The 24,361-nt window shown below is 45.1% G+C and carries 24 protein-coding genes and 1 tRNA gene; 19 read left to right on the forward strand and 6 right to left on the reverse strand.

The genetic code is table 11. The features are described 5' to 3' along the window. Window positions 1-39: 39 nt before the first annotated feature. The 3 genes from L3V37_RS18815 (at window position 40) to L3V37_RS18825 (ending at window position 3,844) form a co-directional block, all read left to right on the forward strand. Window positions 40-636 (forward strand): DUF2057 domain-containing protein, encoded by a 597-nt coding sequence (locus L3V37_RS18815; protein ID WP_005382008.1) that lies wholly within the window; start codon window positions 40-42, stop codon window positions 634-636. A gap of 177 nt (window positions 637-813) precedes the next feature. Further along, window positions 814-2,241 carry a glutamate--tRNA ligase gene (gltX, locus tag L3V37_RS18820; RefSeq protein WP_237306767.1) on the forward strand — a complete coding sequence of 476 codons (1,428 nt, stop codon included), beginning with the start codon at window positions 814-816 and terminating at the stop codon, window positions 2,239-2,241. Window positions 2,242-2,881: 640 nt separating this feature from the next. Further along, window positions 2,882-3,844 carry an OmpA family protein gene (locus L3V37_RS18825; protein ID WP_005382010.1) on the forward strand — a complete coding sequence of 321 codons (963 nt, stop codon included), beginning with the start codon at window positions 2,882-2,884 and terminating at the stop codon, window positions 3,842-3,844. A gap of 114 nt (window positions 3,845-3,958) precedes the next feature. Here the strand turns inward: L3V37_RS18825 and L3V37_RS18830 are convergent, their stop codons facing one another. The 3 genes from L3V37_RS18830 to L3V37_RS18840 form a co-directional block, all read right to left on the reverse strand. Beyond that, window positions 3,959-4,465, reverse strand: coding sequence for a hypothetical protein (locus L3V37_RS18830; RefSeq protein WP_005382011.1), 507 nt, complete (start codon window positions 4,463-4,465; stop codon window positions 3,959-3,961). A 279-nt stretch (window positions 4,466-4,744) separates the two neighbouring features. Beyond that, window positions 4,745-4,821: transfer RNA gene (locus L3V37_RS18835), tRNA-Arg, on the reverse strand. Between the two features lie 175 nt (window positions 4,822-4,996). After that, window positions 4,997-6,130, reverse strand: coding sequence for a flagellar assembly protein FlgT (locus L3V37_RS18840; protein WP_005382012.1), 1,134 nt, complete (start codon window positions 6,128-6,130; stop codon window positions 4,997-4,999). Between the two features lie 169 nt (window positions 6,131-6,299). Here L3V37_RS18840 and L3V37_RS18845 point away from each other — a divergent pair, with 169 nt between their 5' ends. Beyond that, window positions 6,300-6,938: a FlgO family outer membrane protein gene (locus L3V37_RS18845; RefSeq protein WP_005382013.1), complete on the forward strand. Its 639-nt coding sequence runs from the start codon at window positions 6,300-6,302 to the stop codon at window positions 6,936-6,938. Between the two features lie 9 nt (window positions 6,939-6,947). Then, a complete protein-coding gene (gene flgP, locus L3V37_RS18850) occupies window positions 6,948-7,379 on the forward strand; it encodes a flagellar assembly lipoprotein FlgP (protein WP_005382014.1) in 432 nt (143 codons plus the stop codon). A gap of 102 nt (window positions 7,380-7,481) precedes the next feature. Here flgP and L3V37_RS18855 read toward each other — a convergent pair whose 3' ends face one another. The 3 genes from L3V37_RS18855 to flgA all read right to left on the reverse strand — a co-directional run bounded on the left by L3V37_RS18855 (window position 7,482) and on the right by flgA (window position 9,106). Then, the gene (locus L3V37_RS18855; RefSeq protein ID WP_005393142.1) at window positions 7,482-7,907 is read right to left on the reverse strand and encodes a flagella synthesis protein FlgN; all 426 of its coding nucleotides are present in this window, start codon (window positions 7,905-7,907) and stop codon (window positions 7,482-7,484) included. Between the two features lie 27 nt (window positions 7,908-7,934). Continuing rightward, window positions 7,935-8,249, reverse strand: a complete 315-nt coding sequence (flgM, locus tag L3V37_RS18860; RefSeq protein ID WP_005382018.1) for a flagellar biosynthesis anti-sigma factor FlgM — start codon at window positions 8,247-8,249, stop codon at window positions 7,935-7,937. 116 nt (window positions 8,250-8,365) lie between these two features. Further along, a complete protein-coding gene (flgA, locus tag L3V37_RS18865) occupies window positions 8,366-9,106 on the reverse strand; it encodes a flagellar basal body P-ring formation chaperone FlgA (protein WP_237306769.1) in 741 nt (246 codons plus the stop codon). A 76-nt stretch (window positions 9,107-9,182) separates the two neighbouring features. Here flgA and L3V37_RS18870 point away from each other — a divergent pair, with 76 nt between their 5' ends. The 14 genes from L3V37_RS18870 to L3V37_RS18935 all read left to right on the forward strand — a co-directional run bounded on the left by L3V37_RS18870 (window position 9,183) and on the right by L3V37_RS18935 (window position 23,804). Next, window positions 9,183-10,109, forward strand: coding sequence for a chemotaxis protein CheV (locus L3V37_RS18870; RefSeq protein ID WP_005382022.1), 927 nt, complete (start codon window positions 9,183-9,185; stop codon window positions 10,107-10,109). A gap of 11 nt (window positions 10,110-10,120) precedes the next feature. Beyond that, window positions 10,121-10,948: a protein-glutamate O-methyltransferase CheR gene (locus L3V37_RS18875; RefSeq protein WP_005382024.1), complete on the forward strand. Its 828-nt coding sequence runs from the start codon at window positions 10,121-10,123 to the stop codon at window positions 10,946-10,948. Between the two features lie 303 nt (window positions 10,949-11,251). Further along, window positions 11,252-11,647 (forward strand): flagellar basal body rod protein FlgB, encoded by a 396-nt coding sequence (gene flgB, locus L3V37_RS18880; protein WP_005382026.1) that lies wholly within the window; start codon window positions 11,252-11,254, stop codon window positions 11,645-11,647. Between the two features lie 5 nt (window positions 11,648-11,652). Then, a complete protein-coding gene (flgC, locus tag L3V37_RS18885; RefSeq protein WP_005393132.1) occupies window positions 11,653-12,066 on the forward strand; it encodes a flagellar basal body rod protein FlgC in 414 nt (137 codons plus the stop codon). A gap of 17 nt (window positions 12,067-12,083) precedes the next feature. Continuing rightward, entirely contained in the window at window positions 12,084-12,794 is a 711-nt protein-coding gene (flgD, locus tag L3V37_RS18890) for a flagellar hook assembly protein FlgD (protein ID WP_005382029.1), read from the forward strand. 30 nt (window positions 12,795-12,824) lie between these two features. After that, entirely contained in the window at window positions 12,825-14,138 is a 1,314-nt protein-coding gene (gene flgE / locus L3V37_RS18895) for a flagellar hook protein FlgE (protein WP_005382030.1), read from the forward strand. Between the two features lie 331 nt (window positions 14,139-14,469). Beyond that, complete coding sequence (flgF, locus tag L3V37_RS18900) at window positions 14,470-15,219, forward strand: flagellar basal-body rod protein FlgF (RefSeq protein ID WP_237306771.1); 750 nt, start codon at window positions 14,470-14,472, stop codon at window positions 15,217-15,219. An 18-nt stretch (window positions 15,220-15,237) separates the two neighbouring features. After that, complete coding sequence (gene flgG / locus L3V37_RS18905) at window positions 15,238-16,026, forward strand: flagellar basal-body rod protein FlgG (RefSeq protein WP_005382032.1); 789 nt, start codon at window positions 15,238-15,240, stop codon at window positions 16,024-16,026. A gap of 30 nt (window positions 16,027-16,056) precedes the next feature. Beyond that, the gene (gene flgH / locus L3V37_RS18910; RefSeq protein WP_237306773.1) at window positions 16,057-16,836 is read left to right on the forward strand and encodes a flagellar basal body L-ring protein FlgH; all 780 of its coding nucleotides are present in this window, start codon (window positions 16,057-16,059) and stop codon (window positions 16,834-16,836) included. A 43-nt stretch (window positions 16,837-16,879) separates the two neighbouring features. Beyond that, window positions 16,880-17,971, forward strand: coding sequence for a flagellar basal body P-ring protein FlgI (locus tag L3V37_RS18915; RefSeq protein WP_005393118.1), 1,092 nt, complete (start codon window positions 16,880-16,882; stop codon window positions 17,969-17,971). Between the two features lie 16 nt (window positions 17,972-17,987). Beyond that, entirely contained in the window at window positions 17,988-18,914 is a 927-nt protein-coding gene (gene flgJ / locus L3V37_RS18920) for a flagellar assembly peptidoglycan hydrolase FlgJ (RefSeq protein WP_031779079.1), read from the forward strand. Between the two features lie 160 nt (window positions 18,915-19,074). Beyond that, entirely contained in the window at window positions 19,075-21,015 is a 1,941-nt protein-coding gene (flgK, locus tag L3V37_RS18925) for a flagellar hook-associated protein FlgK (RefSeq protein WP_017819974.1), read from the forward strand. Window positions 21,016-21,028: 13 nt separating this feature from the next. Further along, window positions 21,029-22,222, forward strand: coding sequence for a flagellar hook-associated protein FlgL (gene flgL, locus L3V37_RS18930; protein ID WP_005382037.1), 1,194 nt, complete (start codon window positions 21,029-21,031; stop codon window positions 22,220-22,222). Between the two features lie 427 nt (window positions 22,223-22,649). After that, window positions 22,650-23,804 (forward strand): flagellin, encoded by a 1,155-nt coding sequence (locus L3V37_RS18935; RefSeq protein ID WP_005382038.1) that lies wholly within the window; start codon window positions 22,650-22,652, stop codon window positions 23,802-23,804. The last annotated feature ends 557 nt before the right edge of the window (window positions 23,805-24,361 follow it).

The following is a 24,361-nucleotide window of genomic DNA, read 5'->3' on the forward strand; positions in this document are numbered from 1 at the left end:
TTTTAGAGGCTTATCTAAATTGGTATAAAGTGAGAAACCATGATGAAAAAAACAACGACACTTCTCGGGCTTTGCGCAATGCTTTCGGCGCCAGCTTTTGCTGCTCAACTCACTCTGCAATCTGAATTAGTTCCTCGCGTTCTCAACGGCGAGTTCGTCTACCCTGAGTGGATATCCAAGAACAACAGCATCGAGTTAAAGGATGGGGAAAACCAATTGGCGGTAACGGTTGGACAAATCGTATTTGAAGATGGAAAGCGCCGTAAATTCGATTCGCAGCCGCTGGTATTAGAGTTTGATGCAGAAAAAGACACCGAGCTTTCTCTGACTTATCAAACATTCCGTACTATTGAAGAGGCGAGAGCCTTCGAACTCGATCCTAAAGTGGTATTGAAAGACAAAAACGGAAAAGAAGTGGCATTCTCTATGGTTCAACTTCGTAAAGGTGGTTTGCAAGGTTTTCGTGATTACGAACGAGAAGTTGCCGACTATAATAACGCAATGAATAAAGAATCGACTAAGGCAAGCATTGCGTCTTCTCCAGCGGAAACCAAAACAATCAAAGCATCGTTTAATGAATTGAGCCGTGAAGAGCAGCAAGAATTTATGCAATGGGCAATGCGTAACCTGAAGTAATTTCGTCTCGTGCTTTAACAGTAAATAGCAGGGCTGTGCCTTTTTGGTTCTGCCCTGTTTTTATTTCTGTTGTCAAACCGATTGTAGAATTGACTTACGGTGGTAAAATGTCGCCACTTTTATCCTTGACATTACAACGAGAGATCTCTCGTTGCTCATTACCCCTAAGGAACTCAAATGACGGTTAAAACTCGTTTTGCTCCTAGCCCAACTGGCTATCTACACGTTGGTGGTGCGCGTACTGCACTTTACTCTTGGCTATACGCTAAAAACCAAGGTGGTGAATTCGTTCTACGTATCGAAGATACAGACCTTGAGCGTAACTCTCAGGAAGCGGTTGATGCAATTCTTGAAGGCATGGAATGGCTAGGCTTGGAGTGGGATGAAGGTCCTTACTACCAAACTCAACGTTTTGACCGTTACAACGAAATGGTTGATAAGCTTCTTGCTGAAGACAAAGCTTACAAATGTTACGCGTCTAAAGAGCTGCTAGATGAAATCCGTGCAGAGCAAGAAGCAAATAAAGAAATGCCTCGCTACGATGCTAACCATCCAAAAATCAAAGCAGCAAACGAAGCGGCAAAAGATGGCGATCCATGTGTTATCCGTTTCCGTAACCCGAAAGAAGGCAGCGTAGTATTTGATGATCAAATCCGTGGTCGCATTGAAATCCGCAACGATCAAATGGATGACCTAATCATTCGTCGTACAGACGGTTCACCTACTTACAACTTCTGTGTAGTAGTGGATGACTGGGACATGGGTATCACGCACGTTGTTCGTGGCGAAGACCACATCAACAACACGCCTCGTCAAATCAACATCTACGAAGCACTAGGTGCGCCAGTACCTACATTTGCACACTGTGCAATGATCCTGGGTGATGACGGCGCGAAACTGTCTAAACGTCACGGCGCTGTATCAGTCATGCAATACCGCGATATGGGCTACCTGCCTGCGGCACTAAACAACTACCTAGTGCGCCTTGGTTGGTCTCATGGTGACCAAGAAATCTTTTCTCAAGAAGAGATGATCAATCTATTTAGCCTAAACGCAGTATCTAAGTCAGCGTCTGCTTTTAACACTGACAAACTGCAATGGTTGAACAACCACTACATCAAGAACTCAGATCCTGCGTACGTTGCTGAGCATCTACAATGGCATCTAGATCAACAAAAACTAGACGTAACGAATGGTCCTGCTATTACTGACGTGATCAAGCTGGTGGGTGAGCGTTGCAACACACTAGTTGAGCTAGCTGAGCAAATCCGTTACTTCTATGAAGATTTCTCTGAGTTTGAAGCGGGCGCAGCGAAGAAACACCTGCGTGGCGTGGCTAAAGCGCCTCTAGAACTTGCATTAGCGAAAGTGGAAGCACTAACTGAGTGGACGACAGCGAACATCAAAGATGGCGTTATCGCAGCAGTATGTGAAGAGTTGGAAATCGGCATGGGCAAAATCGGTATGCCATTACGTGTTGCTGTAACAGGCGGCGGTCAGTCTCCTTCTGTCGATGCAGTAATGGAGCTGGTTGGAAAAGAGCGTTGTATTGCTCGCATTAAGATGGCGCTTGAGTTCATTGCTGATCGTGAAGCAAACGCATAATTGCTTTGAACTGAACGTTCTTTTGAATAAATAGTCACAAAGCCGCGGTGAGCAACCGCGGCTTTTTTGTATCTTCAATTTAGATAACGAGAAACTTTCTCTCATATTGGTGAATGAAGAGATGGTTTCAACTGTAATTTACCTCAATATGGATAAGATTTTTTAATCCAAATATCGTTGGCGTGAATAAAAAATGAGCGATTATATATCAAATATCTGATTGATTTTTATCCATGTTCCTTAAAGTTCCATTTTGTTTGTCTCATTTTTAAGAAAAGCCTTTGCTTTAGCTATGTTGTTCCAAAAAATAAAGCAAACGTTTGCGTCGTGATTGCGTGGGGATTTTTTTGCTTAAGATCACATGTTGTCGAGATATTTGATGACAATAAATTGACAGAATTGGGATTTTTCTCGCGATTTCTTAGCGTTATAGTTCATCCCGTCAGCGATACCGAGATGGCGATATGTATCACTGAACAGGAAATGTACGTAAGTTGCTTCCATAAAAAAAATGCATGTGCATAAAAAGAAGCTGACTAAGTATCTCACTCAAGGAATGAATAAAAAGAATTGAAATACAACGTCAGTCAGACGGCGCATTTCGGCATCTAACAAAAGAACTTCTTTAGAGGAATCAATAATGAAAAAATTAGCAGCGGTAATTTCAGCGTCTCTACTTATGGCTTCAGCAGCACAAGCAGAAGTATACGTTGGTGGTAAGATGGGTAAGTCATGGATGGAAGACGCGTGTGTAGCGGGCCAGGCTTGTGACAAAGACGATTCTACTCTTGGCGCTTTTGTTGGTTACGAAATGAATAAATACTTCGCAGTAGAAGCGGGTTTCGACAACATCGGTGATTTTAACCAAACTTCTTTCGGTGGCCACGTAGAAGCAATCACTCTTGCTCCTAAATTTAGCCTACCAATCACTGAAGACATCGCACTTTACGGTAAAGTGGGTGGCGCTTACGTAATGTTTGATGGCAAAGATGATTACTCTTACCTAGGCGCAGCTGGTCTTGAATTCAACCTAAGCCAAAACGTAACAGCTCGTGCGGAATACCAAACACTGACTGACATCAGCAACGATGTAACTCGTGCGACAGGTAACACTGCAACACTAGGTGTTTCTTTCAAATTCGGCGGCAACGATGAGCCAGTAATCGTAGAAGAGCCAGTTGTTGTTGAAGAAGTGGTTGTAGAAGAAGTGGTAGAAGAGCCAGTTGTAGTTACGAAAACATTCGAAACTCAAACAATTGGTACAGGTAGCTTCGATCTAAACAGCACAACTCTAAAACCAGAGAGCGCTGCAAAACTTGATAACCTAGTTGCTTTCCTAAACGAGCACCCACAAGCGAACGTTGAAGTTGTAGGTTACACAGATACGTCTGGTCCAGCAGCTTACAACCTAAAAGTTTCTGAAAAACGTGCTGAGTCTGTTGCTAACGCACTCGTTGAAAAAGGTATTGATTCATCACGTATCCAAGCTCGTGGCGAAGGTGAAAACAACCCAATCGCTTCAAACGACACTCGTGAAGGTCGTCAACAAAACCGTCGCGTAGAAGTCGTTGTTCCAGAATTTGAATACCAAGTTCAGCAATAAGCTCCTATTCGACCGTAGTATAGAAGACTGAAGCTGAAAGCCCCAAAGAGTTCGCTCTTTGGGGCTTTTTATTTTTCTTTAAAAACTGACTGAAATGTTCAAAGTGGCTAGGTATTACTTAAGATCAATGCTGTTTAAACGCCCCATGAATGTCAGGATCTCCAAGTTATCTTTATGTGCTTCTAACAACGCTTTTTTGGTTTGCATGTAGGCGGCAAGTTTGCCGTACTTACTAATAGAGCGAACCACCGTTTTATATTTATACTCACCGTCATCATTGAACTCTCGCCACTTGGCGATGTAACACGTATCTCGGTTGTCAGGGTTTTCAAGAGTAGGGTTAGGCTTGTGAACGATTTTAGGCTCAACGCTATGTGGAAGCCTAGTCATTAGGTAAGGGTCTTTCAAAAGACGTCGCCAGAATTTGCCCCACATTTGCCGGCCTAACTCGTTTCTCAGCTTAATGGCTTTTTGTAAGCCTTTTTTTTCTCCAATACGAACAAATCCTACCGAGCGGTGTAGTACCGTATCCTCGGGGGTATGGATATGTATCTTAAAGGCTGTCTTGCCTTTAGAAATAAAGCGGTGTCCAGTGTTAGTTATTAAATTGCTCTTAGACATAGTGCTAACTAATAATTTTATTAATAGCTAAAAGGGTAAGCAAAACTCATAGATAATTAAAGTAATAAAATACAAAACTGTAAATAGGGCTTGTTGAAATGATTTCAAGGGGAAGAAGTCAGATCAGTAGAAGGGTTTATCCCGTAACCGAAACACCCGATCCGATCATATTGATTACTGGGAAGATTATCTAACACGGTGTACTAGGGGGAGCAGTGCGAGGCTTGAAATTGAAGATACAAAAAAGCCTTAGCTCAAGTGGGAGCTAAGGCTATGATATGGCGCCCCCAGTAGGATTCGAACCTACGACCTGTCCCTTAGGAGGGGACTGCGCTATCCAGCTGTGCCATGGGGGCGTAATACCAATAGTTGCAGTTCATTGCACTGTTTTACTGAGTTCAAATCTAGCAATCTACCAGATCTGTATCAGCATCACGTTGAACGATTCGCTACGGTCATTGGTATAATCAAATAAGATGCGCTGCCTATGATATTCAAAAGTGAGCATATCTCAAGACTTAATGTTTGCTTTTATAGGATCTTGTTCATTACGTCGCCAATTTGAACGCTAGATGCTAAATTTGGCTGATCAATCGTCAGTTCCGCTTCGTGTTCGTATATGCGTGATACCGTTAATGTAATTTCGCTTTGCGAGACTTTGTTTCTTGGCAATCCATTTTGGTCGATAAACGACGCGGTGTGCCAAAGCTGCAATTTGTCTCCCTCTTTTACGCCGTGCATACGGCCGAGATCCATCGTTACGGTATTACCGAAGACTGCCACAACCTCTGGCAGTGTAATTTTGCAAGATAGCTCCGACTCCAGATCCAACATAATATTGCGACTAACGCGAAGCATCATCTCGCCATAGGTCGATGCCCAAAAACGTGCACTACGAGTGTCCACTTGACTCGTCTTAGCAAATGGCCAACGCGCGACCTCACGGTAGGCTTTGTTGAAGATTTCATGGCCAGTTTTACCATCAAATACTTTCATTTCTAACGCAAACTGACGATTGATGATGTCATCTTGCAATAGTTGAGATTCGACCGTTGCAGTGAGATCGGTAATGACCCCTCCAATGATGTATTGTGCGCCATTGTCTTGCGCGATCATTTGAGTGCGAGCAGGATAGTTGCTGCTTATTGAGTAGTCCGTTGTACCAACAGACACAAAGCTGCGTGAGGTTTGATCAAGTTGACGGTTCACTACGTGGCTAAAATCGTCACCAACTTGATAAATTTGTCCCATCACTGCTTGTTGTGGTGATGCGACCTCAATATTGCCGACCAGCATTGTCTTTTTGTATTGATCGGTGTGGCAACCCGTTGCCGATGGATAAATATCAACGCGGATTTTTACCTCGACTTTACCGCGACGTTTACGTTCAGACTCGACCAAAATGTAACGGACTTCATGATTGGTAAACTGGTATTCGTTGCGGCTTTCTTCTAATAGCGGCATCAAGTTGCTAATACTGCCAATATCTGCGCCCGAAAAATTGACGGCTTTGAACAGCGCGTCTTCCAACGCATGGAGCCTTGCCGTCTCTTCTGAAGAAACGATGGTGGCAACGCCTGTGACTTCATACCAAGATGCCATTACCTTAAAAGGCACAAGCATCACTAAAGTGATTGAAAACAGACTGTTTAATATTTTTTTCATTGGTTACAACCGTTCGGGTATAAATATTGCTTTAACAAATTCAGTGAAGTTTGGTGGGTTTTTCTTCGTTAGGCAAACAAAGAAAAGCAAAGACTGTTCCAATATTCACTTTCTTGGAAAGGAATTAATAAAGAACGGTATCACCTAAGATTATCTGGAGAATCAAACCATGAAAAAGTGGCTTGTCGCCGCATCGATGATGACGCTTCTGACATCGTGCGCGTACTCACCGATTTACAATGGTAAAGAACCGTACTCGGGAAGCCAGTTCATGCTGATGGATAGTCCGCGTCATACGATGGACTTTTTCATTGAGAGCATGACAGAAGACCTGATGGTTTCTAATGTGGCAGTATCAGCGCGGACACCGATTGCGATTACCTCGTTTGTTGATCTACAAAATATGGATGCAACAAACTGGTTAGGTAACTCGGTCTCTGAAGGTTTTATCCATCAGTTTCAGCGCCGAGGGTTTAAAGTGGTTGATTTCAAAACTACGGGCTCTATTCAAGTGACGCAGCAGGGCGATTTTGCTTTAAGTCGTGATTGGCAAGATTTAGCTCAAGAGCAGCAAATTCAGTATGTACTGACCGGAACGATGCTGCGCCAAGAGGGGGGAGTGCTTGTCAATGCACGCGTGGTTGGCATGCAAAGCCGTGTAGTTGTAGCGACAGCGCAAGGTTTCCTTCCGGCTGACCGTATTGGGCGTGACTTAGATACGTTAAATAGCATCCGCACACAAGATGGTGTGTTGATTCGTTCTGACCCTACCATTCGTCAGCCGTACACTGTGATTCTCCGTCCATAGGATAGAAGCATGAAGAAGTTATTATTTATTGTTGCCACACTGATATTGGTTGGGTGTCAGCCATTACAACAGATGCGTCAAGATGAAATCTTAGTGGCGGTGGGCTACGCCAGCGTCAGTGAGCAAACAGGCCGCACAGTAGAAGAAAAGCGTGTACGAGCAATGCGCGCATCAAAAATTGATGCTTATCGTGAGCTAGCAGAGCAAGTTTATGGCATGCGTGTTAGTGGACGTGCAGAGCTGCAAGACCAGCGTTTGGGTATTGAAAGCACCACTGGTGCCGTCGATGGTGTAATTCGTGGTGCAGAAGTTGTGCGTAGTTATCTTGTTGAAGACAGTTATGTGACTGAGCTGCGTCTGGATATCCGTAAGATGGATAAGCTACGTGATTATGGAGAAGTTCAGCAGGTGCCTGAGAAGCGTCAGCAAACCTTGTTTTAAACCATTTCACTAGACAGATAATCTTTTTGAGCGGCTGATTGGTAACAATGAGTCGCTTTTTTATATCTACGTGAGCGCGGGAATTGAGGGTAAGAGTGACGTTTAAGCTTTTATATTGGTGCCAAGCGTCGAGATGGTGTGGGTTTTTCCGCCCGCATTGTAGGTCATGCCAACTTTGCCATGAGTTCGCTGAAGCATGTTGTTGAGTTTATTGAAGCTCAGCTGTGCGCGACTAAGCGATTCGCCATTTACTTGGTTAACTTGTTGACAGTCGAGGACGATCGATTGGATTTGAGCAACAACCTGACTTAGGTGCTCATCTTCAGTAAGTTGATTGACGTGCGGGTGAGAGGCGATTCGCTGATCAGTTGTTCTGAGCTGATCAATGAGCGTCATCTTCTGTTTGGCAATGCTCTCAATCTCGGTAGAGACACGCGCCGTGATTGCTTGTGTTTCTTGGCGTAAAACAGCGGAAAGTGCCTTAGCATTTTCTAGCTGGAAATTAACGAGATCGACTAATGCTGCCATAAAATACTTACCTTCGGCCTAAGTCAGTTAGCTTTTGCCTTGCAATTCGTTTTCAAACTTAATCATGTTGTCAGCCAATTTTTCAGGATCGACTTTGTATGAACCGTTTGTGATAGCTTCTTTGATTGCTGCAACTTTGGCGCTGTCATATGCCGGAGAAGCTGCCATATCCTTCTGGAGTTTACTGACGGCTTTACTTTGCTGGCTGAGTGATACTGCGTCTTGTTGCGCTGGCGCCTTTTTTGATTCTGTCGTGCTGGTAGCATTGGAATCGTTACGTGCAGGTGCGCGACTTGTTGTCGTCATCATTTGCCCTGAACGTATATTATCTATACCTGCCATGTTTAACCTTTGCCTTGTATCGTAATACTGGTATCCAGACTATCGACCAGCGCAAAAATAACTTTAGTCATTTTTTGCATTTTTATTGATCAGTTTAAACACGCTACCAGTGGGTATTAAAAATTAACAGTGATTTCCGCAATGTCAGTCACTATGCCTTCTATTATACGTTGTGACTTATCATTTTTCACTCTTACTTGATCGCCAGCTGAACCATCCTGCAATGCTGTGCCTTGCGTTGTGATCGTCATGCCAGAATTCACCGCTTTGATAATGACCTTTTCATTTCGGCATACCACACAAACATCATTTCTCTCTACGACATCGCCTAAACGAACATTACGCTTTAGCTTTGCCCCAACCACTTGATCGTAGCTAGAAAATCCATCTTTACGAAAGCGCTGTAGCTCGATCATGGAAGTGGTAACATCCGATGCGCTGACGATTTCTCCTCTCCCTAGTGTTCGTGTCGCGACGATCATTGGTACTGATACCGAGATCCTCACAGGGACATAGACTTTCCAGTCATCCGGTTGGCATTCCACTAACACATTGATGTTACTTCTCGTGCTGCTGGTGGAAGAGGCAGATGTATCTAACGGAACAGGGCAATCCGTTGCTTTTATTCTCGAGTCGATCTCTGCCGCATTAACAGATAGCTCGCCACCATCAGGCTGATCAACCGTAGCAAGAATATGTTGTTCTGCTGCTGTTTTTATTTGCTCGATCTGATTATCTGAAGCTGAATGAACAAAAAAGCTAAACATACTGAGCAAAATGCCGATAGACTTAGCGTACTTTGTAATTAGCGCTCTACATATTGTCATAGTCAATGGTGTCGAAGTGAAATACGCCATACTGTCTCCCTGGTATCGTGCTTGCCAGTGGTAGAGTATCATTTAAAAACAAAAAGTTTGAGATGGAGATGAGCATATGACGGGGATTCTTGACTCGGTGAATCAGCGTACGCAACTCGTCGGTCAGAACCGATTGGAATTATTGACCTTTCGACTGATGGGCCGACAGCGCTACGGCATTAACGTATTCAAAGTGAAAGAAGTACTACAGTGCCCTAAGCTGACTTCAATGCCAAATCTACACCCTCTGGTTAAAGGTATCGCTCATATCCGCGGCCATACCGTGTCCGTTATTGATTTGAGCCTGGCAATTGGTGGCCGCCCAACCACTGATTTAGATAAATGTTTTGTTGTTATTGCAGAATTTAACCGTACGATCCAAGCATTTTTGGTATCATCGGTTGAGCGTATTATCAATATGCATTGGGAAGCGATTTTGCCACCGCCAGACGGCGCAGGTAAAGCGCACTACTTGACTGCCGTGACAAACATTGACAATGAGCTGGTTGAAATCCTTGACGTTGAAAAAATCCTGGCAGAAATTGCGCCAGTTGATGAAACGATGGATTCCGCTATTGGCGAAGAAATCGCACAAGCAGAACAAGAAAAGCCTATTGTACGCCGCATACTGATTGCTGATGACTCGACGGTCGCGCGTAAACAGGTAGAGCGTGCGATTACATCCATCGGTTTTGAGGTCGTATCTGTCAAAGACGGCAAAGAAGCGTACAATAAGTTGATTGAAATGGCTCAAGAAGGCAATATCTACGATCAAATTTCGTTGGTTATTTCCGATATTGAAATGCCAGAAATGGACGGTTATACCTTAACGGCTGAAATTCGCAGACATGCCGATTTGAAAGACCTTTATGTTATCCTCCATTCTTCATTAAGTGGTGTATTCAACCAAGCTATGGTTGAGCGTGTAGGTGCCAACACCTTCATTGCGAAATTTAACCCAGATGAGTTGGGTAACGCGGTTAAATCTGCATTAACACAATAAAAGAGACATTAATGACTGCTATTACAATCAGTGATCAAGAGTATCGTGACTTTAGCCGTTTTCTAGAATCGCAATGTGGCATCGTGTTAGGTGATAGCAAGCAATACCTCGTGCGTAGCCGACTGAGTCCTTTAGTGACGAAGTTTAAGCTCGCATCGTTATCAGATTTGCTACGTGATGTTGTTACAGGGCGTAATCGAGAATTACGAGTCGCCGCTGTGGATGCGATGACGACTAACGAAACCTTGTGGTTTCGAGATACTTATCCGTTCACGGTTTTAGCTGACAAATTATTGCCAGAAGTAGCGGCAAGCAAGCGCCCAATTAAGATCTGGTCTGCTGCCAGTTCATCGGGCCAAGAACCGTATTCTATTGCAATGACGATCCTGGAAACGCAACAGCGCAAGCCGGGCTTGTTACCAAACGTGTCCATTACAGCCACAGACATTTCGGCAAGTATGCTCGAGATGTGTCGTGCAGGGGTGTACGACAACTTGGCTTTGGGTCGCGGGCTTTCACCAGAACGTCGTCGCACCTTCTTTGAAAATGCGGACGGTGGTCGCATGAAAGTCAAAGATAACGTCAAGCGTTTGGTGAACTTTCGTCCACAAAACTTGATGGACAGTTACGCACTGATGGGTAAGTTCGACATCATTTTCTGTCGTAACGTATTGATTTACTTTTCTCCAGAAATGAAATCTAAAGTGCTTAACCAAATGGCGAGCAGTTTAAACCCTGGTGGTTACTTGCTGTTAGGGGCATCAGAGTCGCTAACTGGTCTGACTGATAAATTTGAAATGGTGCGCTGTAATCCGGGCATCATTTACAAGCTTAAATAGCGGTATCTCTTCATTGATAGAAAAGCCTGACTTCGTGTCAGGCTTTTTTGTTTGTTACCTTTCTGCGCCGAGCGCTTCATGTATCACTCAATTAGTTGAAGCGCGTTTTTGCCTTGTGCCCTCAACACGGTGTATCTTTATTAAGTGAGCAAAGTGATACGACATGACATTCCAGTTACTTTGGCTCACTTATTGCTATTTCAATTCACGGTAACCACTAGGTTGGTGTAATGCTTTAGGTCTTGGCATGCTAATTGCTTTTTGGTTATCAATCACGGTCAGTTCTTAATTGTAGAGGCAAACATGGCTATATCTTTTGACAATGCACTAGGCATCCACCAGCACACGGTGGGCGTACGTGAGCGCAATGCAGAGGTGATTTCCACCAATATCGCACAAGCAAACACGCCTGGTTACAAAGCAAGAGGTTTAGACTTTGCGAAGGAATTGCAAGCGGCAACATCTGGGGCAAGCATTGGTCTTAGTCGCACAGATGGTCGGCATATTCCTGCCACTACGACGTTGGTTGGGGACAAGTTATATCGTCTTCCTACGCAACCAGATACGGGAGATGGCAACACGGTAGACTTGGATTTAGAGCGTAACTTGTTTATGCAAAACCAAATCAGACACCAAGCATCACTCGACTTTCTAGGCAGCAAATTCAAGAACTTAACCAAAGCAATCAAAGGGGAATAATTTAGATGAGCTTATTTAACGTTTTCAATGTGACAGGTTCCGCAATGAGCGCTGAATCCGTTCGTCTGAATACTACCTCAAGCAACTTGGCGAACGCCGACAGTGTCAGCAGCTCTGCGAAAGACACTTACAAAGCGCGTCATGCAGTGTTTGGTGCAGAGTTAAGTAACGCCATGCGTGGCGGTGATACGGTGCCAGTGAAAGTGATGGGTATTGTAGAAAGTGATAAACCGCTGAGTGCGGAGTACAACCCAGACCATCCCCTTGCAAACGAAGAAGGCTACATTTACAAGCCTAACGTCAATGTAATGGAAGAAATGGCAAACATGATTTCAGCTTCTCGTGCATACCAAACTAATGTACAGGTCGCTGATTCTAGTAAACAAATGCTGCTGCGTACGCTGCAGATGGGTCAATAAGGATAAGGGGGTAGCGTATGGCCGGAATTAACAACGTTGGTCAAAGCGGCTTGTCCTATATCGACCAGCTTAAAAGTCTACAAGAGAGTAACAAGAAAGCGGAAGAGAGCACGGGTAAGCAGGACCTAAAACAGGAAGACTTCTTATCATTGCTCACGAAGCAACTGTCTCAGCAAGACCCTTTTAAGCCGGTAAGTAATGACCAGATGATTGCGCAAATGGCTTCATTTGCGACCGTTGATGGCATTGGCAAGATGAACACTCAGTTTGAGAGTTTGAATTCGTCAATGACATCAAATCAAGCGTTACAAGCTTCCTCTTTGGTAGGGCGTGACGTATTGGTCCCAGGAGCAGCAGGTGTGAAGCAGGACGACGCACCAATGGCGGCAATGGTTAAGCTTTCACAATCTATCGATAATCTGTTTGTTCGTGTAGAGGATGAAGCTGGCCAACTGGTTCGTACCTTTGAGGTAGGGGCGAAACCAGCCGGCGACACGCGTGTGCTTTGGGACGGTAAAGATGAAAGCGGAAATCCACTGCCAGCTGGCAAATACAAAGTGAAAGCGTCTGGCTTAGTTGAAGGGGAGTCGCAAGAGTTCCCAGTATCGACATACGCCAACGTAAACAGCGTATTGCTTGGCAAAGGTGACGGAAACGTATTACTCAATCTGGCTGGTTTTGAATCGCCAGTTCGACTTGCAGAAGTATTGGAAGTCGGCAAAGCGTAGTCATAGCTCGCTAGATTAGGAGATTTTGGAATGTCATATGTATCTTTAAGCGGTTTGTCCGCCGCCCAACTGGATTTGAACACCACCAGTAACAACATTGCGAACGCCAACACTTACGGCTTTAAAGAGTCCCGTGCTGAGTTTGCTGATGTCTACTCTAACTCTTTATTTACTAACGCAAAAACCACACCGGGTGGTGGTGCGCAAGCAAGCCAAGTGGCACAGCAGTTCCATGAAGGCTCTAGCATTTACACCAACAACCCAATGGATTTGCGTGTTTCGGGGACAGGTTTTTTCGCTGTAGCGAAAGAGCGTCTAACTCCACAACAGAATGAACTGACACGTAATGGTGCATTTCACTTAAATAAAGAAAACTACATGGTGACCGCGAACGATGAGTTCTTATTAGGTTACCAAGTGGACCCAAGCTCTGGTGAGGTTTCTTCATACGAGCCACAACCCATCAATATTCCTGCTGAATTTGGTAAGCCAAAACAAACAGCAAACATTGAAGTGGGTGTGAACTTGCCAGCGAACGGCGATTTGAAAGATCCAACGCAGTTTGATTTTTCAGACCCAGATACATACAACCGTTCAACCTCTTCGACAATTTATGACTCGATGGGTCAGTCTTACAAGCTAACGACGTATTACTTGAAAGATCAGACTCAGCCAAATACATGGAACACTTACTACACCGTGACAGATAAAGAAGGTGAAAAGCCTTTAAATGTTGCGGCTGGTGATGCGCAAACGCCAACAGGTCATGTGGGGCATACCATGAAGTTCAACAACGATGGTACGTTGGCGAGCTTGAACAATGGTCAGCCAATCACTTCTGTGGCTCTGGGCGATCCGGCGACGAACACGACACCAGTCGATATGAATGGTGCCGATCCTGCGCAGACGCTTAACTTCGGCTTAGGCTCAGCAACACAGTTTGCGGCTCCGTTCGAACTGACTAAGTTTGACGAAGACGGTGCAACGACGGGCTTCCTAACCAAAGTTGACTTCGATGAAAACGGCAGCGTATTGGGAACTTACTCAAACGGTGAAAACGTTACATTGGGTCGTGTTGCTCTCGTACGTGTTCCAAACGAGCAAGGTCTGGATAAGAAAGGCGGCACTCAATGGGATTCAACGCAGTTCTCTGGTGACAAGATCTGGGGTGAATCAAATAAAGGCTCTTTCGGCACCATCAATAACGGTATGCTGGAACAGTCAAACATTGATATGACGCAGGAGTTGGTGGACCTGATCTCTGCTCAGCGTAACTTCCAAGCAAACTCACGTTCGCTAGAAGTACACAACCAACTACAACAGAATATCTTACAGATCCGCTAGAGCACTAGCTGGGTCATTCGATACTCTGCTTGAGTAAGCAATGGCGTGTGATTGCTTCTTAGTAATTACCGCTTTGTTCATTTTCATCATGACATTCATCTGATGCTTAGCCTGAATACACCTCACTCAGGCTAAGCATGCTTTGATCTACGATTTGCCGCTGTTGCCGCCGTATGGATCAAAACCTTGCCTCTCGTTACAGTTTTCTGCCTCTATTGACCTCTTTTCATTGTTGATTTTTAATTCAAAGTATTGATTAATAAGTCTATTTTTGTTTTGGCATAACTATTGCTTTTTACTCCGTGTACAGAGAGATTTTTTGGAGTAATTTATGGATCGCGCACTGTTTCTCGCAATGAGTGGCGCCAAGCAAAATATGCAGGCACTACAATTGCGCGCTAATAACTTGGCTAACGTAAGCACGACCGGATTTCGGGCTGATTTAGCACAGGCTCGCTCAATGCAGGCTTATGGTGAAGGCCATCCTTCACGTGTATTCAGCATGACAGAGAGTCCAGGGCATAACTTTGCTCAAGGTAGCGTGATTACAACAGGGCGTGATCTGGATGTGACGATTGAAGGCAGCGGTTGGATATCGGTACTCGATCATACAGGGAAAGAAGGGTTGACCCGTAACGGCAACCTAAAAGTCGATCAAAATGGCATGCTTACCAACGCAAGTGGTCATTTGGTGCTGGGTGAAAACGACGCGCCGATTACTTTGCCTATCCCTCTCTCCAAAATTGAAATCGGTCGGGATGGCACCATCTCTGTACTTCCTCAAGGTGCCCCGGCAGAAGAATTCCAAGCGGTTGATCGCATTAAGCTCGTTAAGCCTAATGATCAAAGCTTGTTTAAAGACACCAATGGCTTATTTCGCCATAAAACTCCAAACCAACCTTACGAAGCAGACGCGACTGTTAGTCTCCAGACGGGAGCGATAGAAGGCAGTAACGTGAATGCCGTAGGTGAAATGACCGCATTGATTGACTTACAACGTCAGTTTGAAATGCAAGTCAAGATGATGAGCACAGCTGAAGAAATGGATAAATCTTCAGATTCACTGCTTCGTATGAGTTAACAGAGTTAGAGGTTCACTATGCATCCAGCACTATGGGTAAGTAAAACAGGTCTAGACGCCCAACAAACCAACATTGCCACGATTTCGAACAACTTGGCGAACGCTTCTACTGTCGGCTACAAAAAGAGCCGTGCAGTATTCGAAGATTTGTTCTATCAGAACATCAACCAACCTGGCGGCCAGTCATCTCAGAACACGGAACTGCCAAGTGGTTTGATGTTAGGTGCGGGTTCTAAAGTGGTTGCGACGCAAAAAGTGCACACGCACGGCAATGCACAGACAACGACTAACGCATTGGACATGATGGTGGAAGGCGACGGTTTTTTCCAAGTGACATTGCCGGACGGCAACATCGGTTATACCCGTAACGGTCAGTTCACGCTCAATGGTGAAGGCACGTTAGTCACGTCGGGTTCTGGCTACCCTGTAGAGCCTGAAATTGTGATTCCAGAAGATGCGATTTCTATTACTGTCGGTACGGATGGTGAAGTGTCGGTTCGCGTCCGAGGGCAGCAAGACAACCAAGTCGTTGGTCAGCTAACCATTACAGACTTTGTTAACCCGGGTGGCCTAGAGCCAATTGGTCAGAACCTTTACTTACCAACGGGTGCCAGTGGCGATCCACAAGAGGGTGTTCCTGGTTTGGACGGTTTGGGTGAAATTCGTCAATCCATGCTGGAAGCGTCCAACGTGAATGTAACAGAAGAGTTGGTCAACATGATCGAAGCCCAGCGCGTTTACGAAATGAATTCAAAAGTGATCTCGTCAGTCGATAAGATGATGAGCTTCGTTAACCAGCAATTGTAACGATTAAGAGCAAGATTTGAGGAGCTCACGATGAAACGTATTTGCCTACTCGCTTTGATTGCTACGATGTCGGGCTGTGCCATGTTGGAACCGATTGAAACGGATGAAGTGACACAAGCAACCACTGTGGTCGACGCAGTAGAAGGCGATAAATCGAAAGAAGAGAGCAGCGGTATTGTAGATACTTTACGTGGTAGAAGTGATCCGGTTGCTGGCGACCCTGCTTGGGCTCCAATTCATCCGAAAAACAAGCCTGAGCATTACGCTGCTGCAACAGGTTCGTTGTTTAGCGCCGAGCACATTACCGATCTCTACGACGATTCTAAACCACGTGGTATTGGCGACATTATTACCGTAACACTGGATGAGACAACCAGTGCGACGAAAAGCGCAAATGCCGATTTATCGAAAACCAATGAAGCGCAAATGGACCCGCTTCAAGTGGGCGGAGAAGAGCTGCAAATTGGCGGAAAATATAATTTCTCTTATGACTTAAACAACTCCAACTCATTTGCAGGTGACTCTTCTGCAAAGCAGAGCAACAGCATCAGTGGTTACATCACTGTTGAGGTGATCGAAGTACTGGCAAACGGCAACCTCGTGATCCGCGGTGAGAAGTGGATCACGCTAAATACGGGTGATGAGTACATACGTTTAAGTGGCACTATTCGTCCGGATGATATTAATTTCGACAACACCATTGCATCAAATCGCGTTTCTAACGCAAGAATTCAGTACTCTGGCACTGGTTTGCAACAAGATATGCAAGAGCCAGGCTTCTTGGCACGATTCTTTAATGTAGCGCTATAACACGCCGTGCTGACGGCAATTTGACTGCAAGAGATAAGTAAGCATGAAAAAACTCCTTTTAGTACTGATGAGCGTTGCTCTGTTTTCTACCGTAGCCCAAGCCGCACGTATCAAAGACGTCGCGCAAGTGGCAGGTGTACGAAGCAACCAACTCGTGGGTTATGGTTTGGTTTCAGGCTTACCTGGTACGGGTGAAGCGAACCCGTTTACAGAGCAAAGTTTCGCCGCCATGCTGCAAAACTTCGGCATTCAGATGCCGCCGGGCACAAAGCCAAAAATTAAAAACGTTGCCGCAGTCATGGTTACGGCAGAATTGCCGCCTTTCTCTAAACCGGGTCAGCAAGTGGACGTGACTGTCTCTTCCATCGGAAGTGCTAAAAGTTTGCGTGGTGGTACGCTACTACAAACGTTCCTCAAAGGTCTCGACGGTCAAGTTTACGCGGTTGCTCAAGGTAACTTAGTAGTGAGCGGCTTCAGTGCTGAAGGCGCTGACGGTTCTAAAATCGTAGGTAACAATCCAACCGTTGGTCTTATCTCTAGTGGTGCGACAGTAGAGCGAGAAATTCCAAACCCATTTGGTCGTGGTGATTACATCACGTTCAACTTGCTTGAGTCAGACTTCACAACGGCTCAACGTATGGCGGATGCTGTAAACAACTTCCTTGGCCCACAAATGGCGAGCGCTGTTGACGCGACATCAGTGCGCGTGCGTGCTCCTCGTGACGTCAGCCAGCGTGTTGCGTTCTTATCGGCAATCGAAAACCTAGAGTTCGACCCAGCAGATGGTGCAGCCAAAATCATCGTTAACTCTCGCACGGGCACCATTGTAGTTGGTAAGCATGTACGTCTTAAACCAGCAGCAGTAACGCATGGCGGCATGACGGTTGCGATCAAAGAAAACCTGAATGTTAGCCAACCTAACGGCTTTTCTGGTGGGCAAACCGTAGTCGTACCAGACTCGGATATCGAAGTCAGCGAAGAGCAAGGCAAAATGTTTAAGTTCGAACCAGGCTTAACGTTGGATGATTTGGTCCGTGCCGTGAACCAAGTCGGGGCTGCGCCTTCGGACTTGATGGCAATTTTACAAGCATTGAAGCAAGCTGGTGCCATTGAAGGCCAGTTGATCATCATTTAATGGTTAGGAGGTAGGTATAATGAACAATCCTAACGACATTGGTTTTATCCATGACATCAGTTCTCTGGACACTCTGCGTCAAAAAGCAGTGAAAGAGGGAAAAGATGGCGAGCAAGAAGCATTGCATGCGGCTGCTCGTCAGTTCGAATCGATCTTCACCTCCATGATGTTGAAATCCATGCGTGAAGCCAATGAGGGCTTTGAGTCCAACATGATGAACAGCCAAAACGAGAAGTTCTACCGACAAATGTTGGATGAACAGATGGCGAGTGAATTGAGTTCGTCTGGTTCAATGGGACTGGCCGATATGATTGTTAAGCAATTAACGGCTGGGCAAGGGAACGACAAAAAAGAAACGGCTATGCGTGATGCGGCAAACAATGCTGCGGAATATCGTCGTGTTGACCCGAAAAAAGCGCGCGAGATTGAACAGCGCTTGATTGAATCTGGTCAACTATCTCGACCAAGCAATGAACCCACTCGATTCGATTCACCAGAATCCTTTGTTAACTCGATGAAGCCATACGCGGAGAAAGCTGCGAAAGCCCTAGGAGTCGAGCCATCTCTGCTACTTGCGCAAGCCGCTTTGGAAACGGGGTGGGGACAAAAGGTCGTGAAGAACGCGCGTGGCAGCAGCAACAACTTATTTAATATCAAAGCAGATCGAAGCTGGCAGGGTGACAAAGTGACGACTCAAACTTTAGAGTTCCACGATAACACGCCAGTGAAAGAGACGGCAGCGTTTCGCTCCTACTCAAGTTACGAAGACAGCTTTAATGACTTTGTACGATTTTTGAATGACAACCCACGTTACGAGACAGCATTGCAGCAACGCGGGAACTCAGAGTCGTTTATTCGCGGTATCCACAGTGCGGGTTACGCGACCGATCCGAACTACGCAGATAAAGTCCTGCAGGTGAAGGATAAAATCGAAAGTATGTAATGTCTCTGCGCCAATTTATGACGTTCTCGAAGGCTTGCCATAGTGCAAGCCTTCACTTTATCTGAATATCTACGCCTTTTTATCACTTGGCACATCTTTTGCTTTTAATGTGTCTAGGTGATCGGTTTTGCCGATTTATATTTCGTTTTTGGGGGCATGTATGGCGTCAGATCTTCTGAATGTAGGTACTCAAAGTGTGCTTACTGCTCAGAGACAATTAAACACCACTGGTCATAACATTTCTAATGTTAATACAGAGGGTTATAGCCGTCAGTCTGTTATCCAAGGCACGAATGATCCGCGCATGTTTGGTGGTTCTACCTACGGCATGGGTGTGCATGTGGAAAATGTTCGCCGCTCGTGGGATCAGTTTGCCGTGAATGAACTGAACCTGTCGTCGACCAACAATGCCAACAAAACGGATACCCAAGACAATCTTGATATGCTCTCTAGCATGTTGAGCTCCGTGGCATCGAAGAAAATTCCCGAGAACCTGAATGAGTGGTTCGATGCGGTAAAAACCATGGCAGATACCCCGAACGATTTAGGGGCACGAAAAGTGGTATTGGAAAAGGCGAAAATCTTCTCTGATACATTAAATGATTTCCACGAAACCGTGCGACTGCAATCTGATGTCACCAATAAAAAATTGGATATGGGCATTGAGCGCGTTAACCAACTTGCGTTGGAAATTCGCGATATTCATCGACTGATGATGCGCACCCCCGGTCCACATAATGACCTGATGGATCAGCATGAAAAGCTGGTTACTGAGCTGTCAGAGTACACCAAAGTTACCGTAACCCCACGCAAAAATGCCGAAGGGTTTAATGTTCATATCGGCAATGGACACACACTTGTTTCTGGCACGGAAGCAAGCCAGCTCAAAATGATCGATGGCTATCCGGATGTTCATCAAAGACGCTTAGCAATGGTGGAAGGGGATGGCATTAAAGCGATCAAGTCTGACGACATGGATGGCAAAATCGGCGCTTTGCTTGAAATGCGCGACAAACACATTCCACAACTGCAAGATGAAATGGGCCGTTTAGCGACGGGTTTCTCCTACAAAATTAATCAGCTGCAATCTCAAGGTCTGGATCTTAACGGTAAGATAGGTAAAGACGTATTTACCGACGTGAACTCTGAGCTGGTGGCAAAATCTCGAGTTTTTGCTGCGCCTGACTCTCAAGCTGATGTTGCGGTTTACATTGATGATATTTCAGCGATCAAAGGTGGTGAATATTCGCTACGTTATGATGGCGACCAGTATAGCGTGACAACACCGAAAGGTGAGCAAATGTCGTTGAACATTGATCAATCAGATTCTTCGTTTGTTCTGGATGGTATGAAAGTGCAAATCGGTGAAGGTCTTGCCGCTGGTGAGCGCGTATTATTGCGCCCAACACGAAGTGGCGCAGCCATCATCAAGATGGAAACCAATGATGCAAAAGCCATTGCCGCGCAAAGTTATGAAGCTTCAACCACTTTTGCTCAAGGTAACGCCAAGTTCAAAATTCGTGAGGCGGGGGATGTTAAAGAGTTTGAGGTCACCGTACAACCAGCCGACGAGAAACATGATAAGCCATGGTTAAAGATCACGGACAACAAAGGCAATTTGCTATCGGACAAATACTCATACCCGCTAGACAAAGATAACCCGATGATTGAAATCTCAGTGCCGAAAAGTCATCCGCTGTATAAAAATGGCGATGCGACTGTATTTGAGCTGAGCGAAGGTGCGCTGATGAATGACAAGTTCACCGCGAACTTGGTGCCTTCGGAAGGTGGTAATGGCAACTTGAGAAAAATGCAGAAGATCCAAACAGATAAGATGATGGACGGAAAATCCAGTACTTTGATCGATGTTTATCACAACCTCAATACCGAAGTCGGATTGAAATCTTCTACAGCAAACCGATTAGCCTCTGTCGCTCGCTTAGAGCATGAGGCGGCACAAGAGCGCGTTGCTTCTATCTCTGGCGTTAACCTCGATGAAGAAGCGGCCAACATGATGAAGTTTCAACAAGCGTACATGGCTTCATCACGTGTGATGCAAGCGGCGAATGATACCTTCAATACCATTTTACAACTGAGGTAAGGAGAAGAGATAAGTGCTAACCCGAATTTCTAGTTTCCATAACTATCAGTCCGTACAAAATGATCTGCGTCGTCAAGAGAATAAGGTTCACCACAACCAAGAGCAGCTTGCTTCAGGGAAAAAGTTACTGAAACCTAGTGACGACCCCCTCGCTGCGCATTACATCCAAAACATTAGTCAGCAACAAGAACAGCTACAACAATATCTTAGCTCGATAGTGTTGGTGCGTAATCGTCTAGAAAACCACGAAGTTAATATCGCCAATGCGGAGAATTTTGCCGACGAGTCGAAGCGCTTAACGATGGAGATGATTAACGGTGCGTTTTCTGCGGAAGACCGACAAGCAAAGAAGCGTGAGCTAGAAGAGATTGCGAACAACTTCCTTAACTTGGTGAACTCGCAAGATGAATCTGGTAACTACGTGTTTGCTGGCACTAAGCCAAAAAGCCAACCATTTTATCGCGATAAAGATGGTAGCGTGCAATACGCTGGGGACGATTATCAGCGCAAAATGAAAGTCTCCAGCATGCTTGAGATGCCAATGAACGATCCCGGCAGCAAGCTGTTTATGGAGATACCAAACCCATTTGGCGACTATCAGCCGAATTACGATCTACAAAACGGCTCTGAGCTGTTGCTAAACAAAGCTACTAACGTTGACGCTAAGGATGATGCGGCGTATCGCGTGACATTTGTCGATATGAATAACGGCAAATTTGGTTACCAATTAGAGCGTAACGGCAAAGTAGTGGATGCCGATGAGTTTTCTCCAGAGAAAGGGATTGAATACAAAGGCCTGAAAGTGCACGTAAAAGGCCAAATTACGCCTGGTGACAGCATTGAGATCGAAAAGCGGGCAGAGTTCAGCATTTTCGATACCTTCAAGGATGCAATGGCATGGTCAGACAAATCGGTTTCGGATACGTCGGCGACTGCTAAATTGCACCAAATGACAGAAGAATTCCACGCTGCTTTTATCCATTTGAATAAAGCGCGTACAGATGCCGGTGCTCGATTGAGTACGCTGGATATCCAAGAGCAAAATCATGAAGACTTTAATTTGTCTCTGGCAAAAGCGAAGAGCAACTTTGAGGACTTGGATTACTCCAAAGCCGTGATCGAGTTCAGTGAAAACTCGCGAGCGTTACAGGCATCGCAACAAGCATTCGGTAAGACCAAAGATCTAACGTTGTTTAACTACATCTAGTATGACACTCATACACATTGTCTGATTTTGATGCCTTATGTGCAAAGCCTTAAGCGCGATAAGTCGACGTAACCTGAGAGTCTGAGATGTCATGCGGCACGATTTTACCCAAAGCGGCAATGATACGGGAGGCAAGTCGGGCGGCAACAGGGCAGCGTTCAATACCCTTGGGCTAAGATGAGTCTGACAAACCGGAAATAGCTTAATGATAAAGCTAACTTATTGTTTATTTGATTCTTTTAAAAGTGGTTAAATAATTTACGAAAGTTGGCACACAAATTGTATTGAAAATATCAGAACAGATTTAGAGATTCTAAACCCTGCGTTTAAGGCAGATTTAGCAAGTAACTTTTACGGTCAGTGCTTATCCAAATGAGAGTAAAGCTGGCCGCTTCGCAAAAGCTTGCGAACTCAACAGGAGAGCAAAATGGCTGTAACAGTTAGTACTAACGTCTCCGCGATGACCGCGCAGCGTTACTTAAACAAAGCGACTGATGAATTAAACACGTCGATGGAGCGCTTATCTTCAGGACATAAGATTAACAGTGCAAAAGATGATGCGGCAGGTCTACAGATCTCTAACCGCTTAACTGCACAGTCTCGTGGCCTAGATGTCGCAATGCGTAACGCGAACGATGGTATCTCGATTGCACAAACCGCTGAAGGTGCGATGAATGAGGCAACCTCTGTCATGCAACGAATGCGTGACCTTGCGATTCAATCATCGAACGGTACTAACTCTCCAGCTGAGCGTCAGGCGATCAACGAAGAGTCAATGGCATTGATTGACGAGCTAAACCGTATTGCAGAAACCACTTCATTTGGTGGTCGTCGTCTATTGAACGGCTCATTCGGTGAAGCAGCATTCCAGATTGGTGCGAGCTCAGGTGAAGCCATGATCATGGGACTCACCAGCATTCGTGCGGACGATACTCGCATGGGCGGTGTGACCTTCTTATCTGAGAACGGTAAAGATAAAAACTGGAGTGTTGACCCAGCTAAATCTGACTTGAAGATCACGCTACCAGGTATGGGTGAAGACGAAGACGGCAATGTTGATGATCTAGAAATCAACATTAATGCCAAAGCGGGCGACGACATCGAAGAGCTTGCCACTTACATTAATGGTCAGTCTGATATGATTAATGCGTCTGTAAGTGAAGATGGCAAGTTGCAAGTTTTTGTCGCGCATCCAAACGTTCAGGGTGAGATTTCTATTTCTGGTGGATTAGCATCTGAGCTTGGCCTGAGTGATGAACCTATCAGAACGTCAGTACAAGATATTGATATGACCACGGTACAAGGTTCTCAAAACGCGATTTCTGTGCTGGATTCGGCACTGAAATACGTAGACTCGCAACGTGCAGACTTAGGTGCGAAGCAAAACCGTTTGAGTCACAGCATCAACAACTTGGCGAATATCCAAGAAAACGTTGACGCATCGAACAGCCGAATTAAAGATACAGATTTTGCGAAAGAAACCACGCAAATGACCAAAGCACAAATTTTGCAACAAGCAGGTACATCGATTCTTGCTCAAGCGAAACAGTTGCCAAACTCTGCAATGTCACTATTGCAGTAGTTTACTTAGCCTGTACTCAATACATTCAGACGTGGATGGGAATGCAGGCTTTTGGCAAGCAGCTTTACAATAGAATGAGCGGCTCTCTCATCTCTCACCTGCCAATCATTTTCAATGTAAAGTTGCACTCGGTATGCCGGAAATGTGTTCATTTCTCTTGATCTCCACATAGGCTCTGGCGACCAACCTAGCCCCAGTTCTCTCAAAGGAAAAGGGGCTTTTTCTTTTCTAATCTTCACGTCTATCGTCTGCGAACTTACCTTTAATTGTTTCCTTTTGCTGATTTTCTATACAATTTAGCCCTCTCGGCTCGATTTGTGGAAACTTGAGCACTTTTTCTTACTTTTCTTCAATTTTATTAGCTAAATCTCGCAATGTTATTTTTTTAAACTTTTTTCTAAAGCTTCTGAATTTGGTGTCGTTAATAGAGGTAACTTTGAGAGAACTACTTGGTTTTCCGAGACGTCGGAAACCGCTACACCGGAAAATCAATTGGAGAAATCACCATGGCAGTGAATGTAAACACTAACGTATCAGCGATGACCGCTCAGCGTTAC

This window comes from Vibrio sp. D54 (genome assembly GCF_021728075.1).
Taxonomy (GTDB): domain Bacteria; phylum Pseudomonadota; class Gammaproteobacteria; order Enterobacterales; family Vibrionaceae; genus Vibrio; species Vibrio alginolyticus.

Excerpts from the sequence above, each read along its gene's own strand:
- L3V37_RS18815 (WP_005382008.1), top strand. The coding sequence starts at position 40 with ATGATGAAAAAAACAACGACACTTCTCGGGCTTTGCGCAATGCTTTCG.
- gltX (WP_237306767.1), top strand. The coding sequence starts at position 814 with ATGACGGTTAAAACTCGTTTTGCTCCTAGCCCAACTGGCTATCTACAC.
- L3V37_RS18825 (WP_005382010.1), top strand. The coding sequence starts at position 2,882 with ATGAAAAAATTAGCAGCGGTAATTTCAGCGTCTCTACTTATGGCTTCA.
- L3V37_RS18830 (WP_005382011.1), bottom strand. The coding sequence starts at position 4,465 with ATGTCTAAGAGCAATTTAATAACTAACACTGGACACCGCTTTATTTCT.
- L3V37_RS18840 (WP_005382012.1), bottom strand. The coding sequence starts at position 6,130 with ATGAAAAAAATATTAAACAGTCTGTTTTCAATCACTTTAGTGATGCTT.
- L3V37_RS18845 (WP_005382013.1), top strand. The coding sequence starts at position 6,300 with ATGAAAAAGTGGCTTGTCGCCGCATCGATGATGACGCTTCTGACATCG.
- flgP (WP_005382014.1), top strand. The coding sequence starts at position 6,948 with ATGAAGAAGTTATTATTTATTGTTGCCACACTGATATTGGTTGGGTGT.
- L3V37_RS18855 (WP_005393142.1), bottom strand. The coding sequence starts at position 7,907 with ATGGCAGCATTAGTCGATCTCGTTAATTTCCAGCTAGAAAATGCTAAG.
- flgM (WP_005382018.1), bottom strand. The coding sequence starts at position 8,249 with ATGGCAGGTATAGATAATATACGTTCAGGGCAAATGATGACGACAACA.
- flgA (WP_237306769.1), bottom strand. The coding sequence starts at position 9,106 with ATGGCGTATTTCACTTCGACACCATTGACTATGACAATATGTAGAGCG.
- L3V37_RS18870 (WP_005382022.1), top strand. The coding sequence starts at position 9,183 with ATGACGGGGATTCTTGACTCGGTGAATCAGCGTACGCAACTCGTCGGT.
- L3V37_RS18875 (WP_005382024.1), top strand. The coding sequence starts at position 10,121 with ATGACTGCTATTACAATCAGTGATCAAGAGTATCGTGACTTTAGCCGT.
- flgB (WP_005382026.1), top strand. The coding sequence starts at position 11,252 with ATGGCTATATCTTTTGACAATGCACTAGGCATCCACCAGCACACGGTG.
- flgC (WP_005393132.1), top strand. The coding sequence starts at position 11,653 with ATGAGCTTATTTAACGTTTTCAATGTGACAGGTTCCGCAATGAGCGCT.
- flgD (WP_005382029.1), top strand. The coding sequence starts at position 12,084 with ATGGCCGGAATTAACAACGTTGGTCAAAGCGGCTTGTCCTATATCGAC.
- flgE (WP_005382030.1), top strand. The coding sequence starts at position 12,825 with ATGTCATATGTATCTTTAAGCGGTTTGTCCGCCGCCCAACTGGATTTG.
- flgF (WP_237306771.1), top strand. The coding sequence starts at position 14,470 with ATGGATCGCGCACTGTTTCTCGCAATGAGTGGCGCCAAGCAAAATATG.
- flgG (WP_005382032.1), top strand. The coding sequence starts at position 15,238 with ATGCATCCAGCACTATGGGTAAGTAAAACAGGTCTAGACGCCCAACAA.
- flgH (WP_237306773.1), top strand. The coding sequence starts at position 16,057 with ATGAAACGTATTTGCCTACTCGCTTTGATTGCTACGATGTCGGGCTGT.
- L3V37_RS18915 (WP_005393118.1), top strand. The coding sequence starts at position 16,880 with ATGAAAAAACTCCTTTTAGTACTGATGAGCGTTGCTCTGTTTTCTACC.
- flgK (WP_017819974.1), top strand. The coding sequence starts at position 19,075 with ATGGCGTCAGATCTTCTGAATGTAGGTACTCAAAGTGTGCTTACTGCT.
- L3V37_RS18935 (WP_005382038.1), top strand. The coding sequence starts at position 22,650 with ATGGCTGTAACAGTTAGTACTAACGTCTCCGCGATGACCGCGCAGCGT.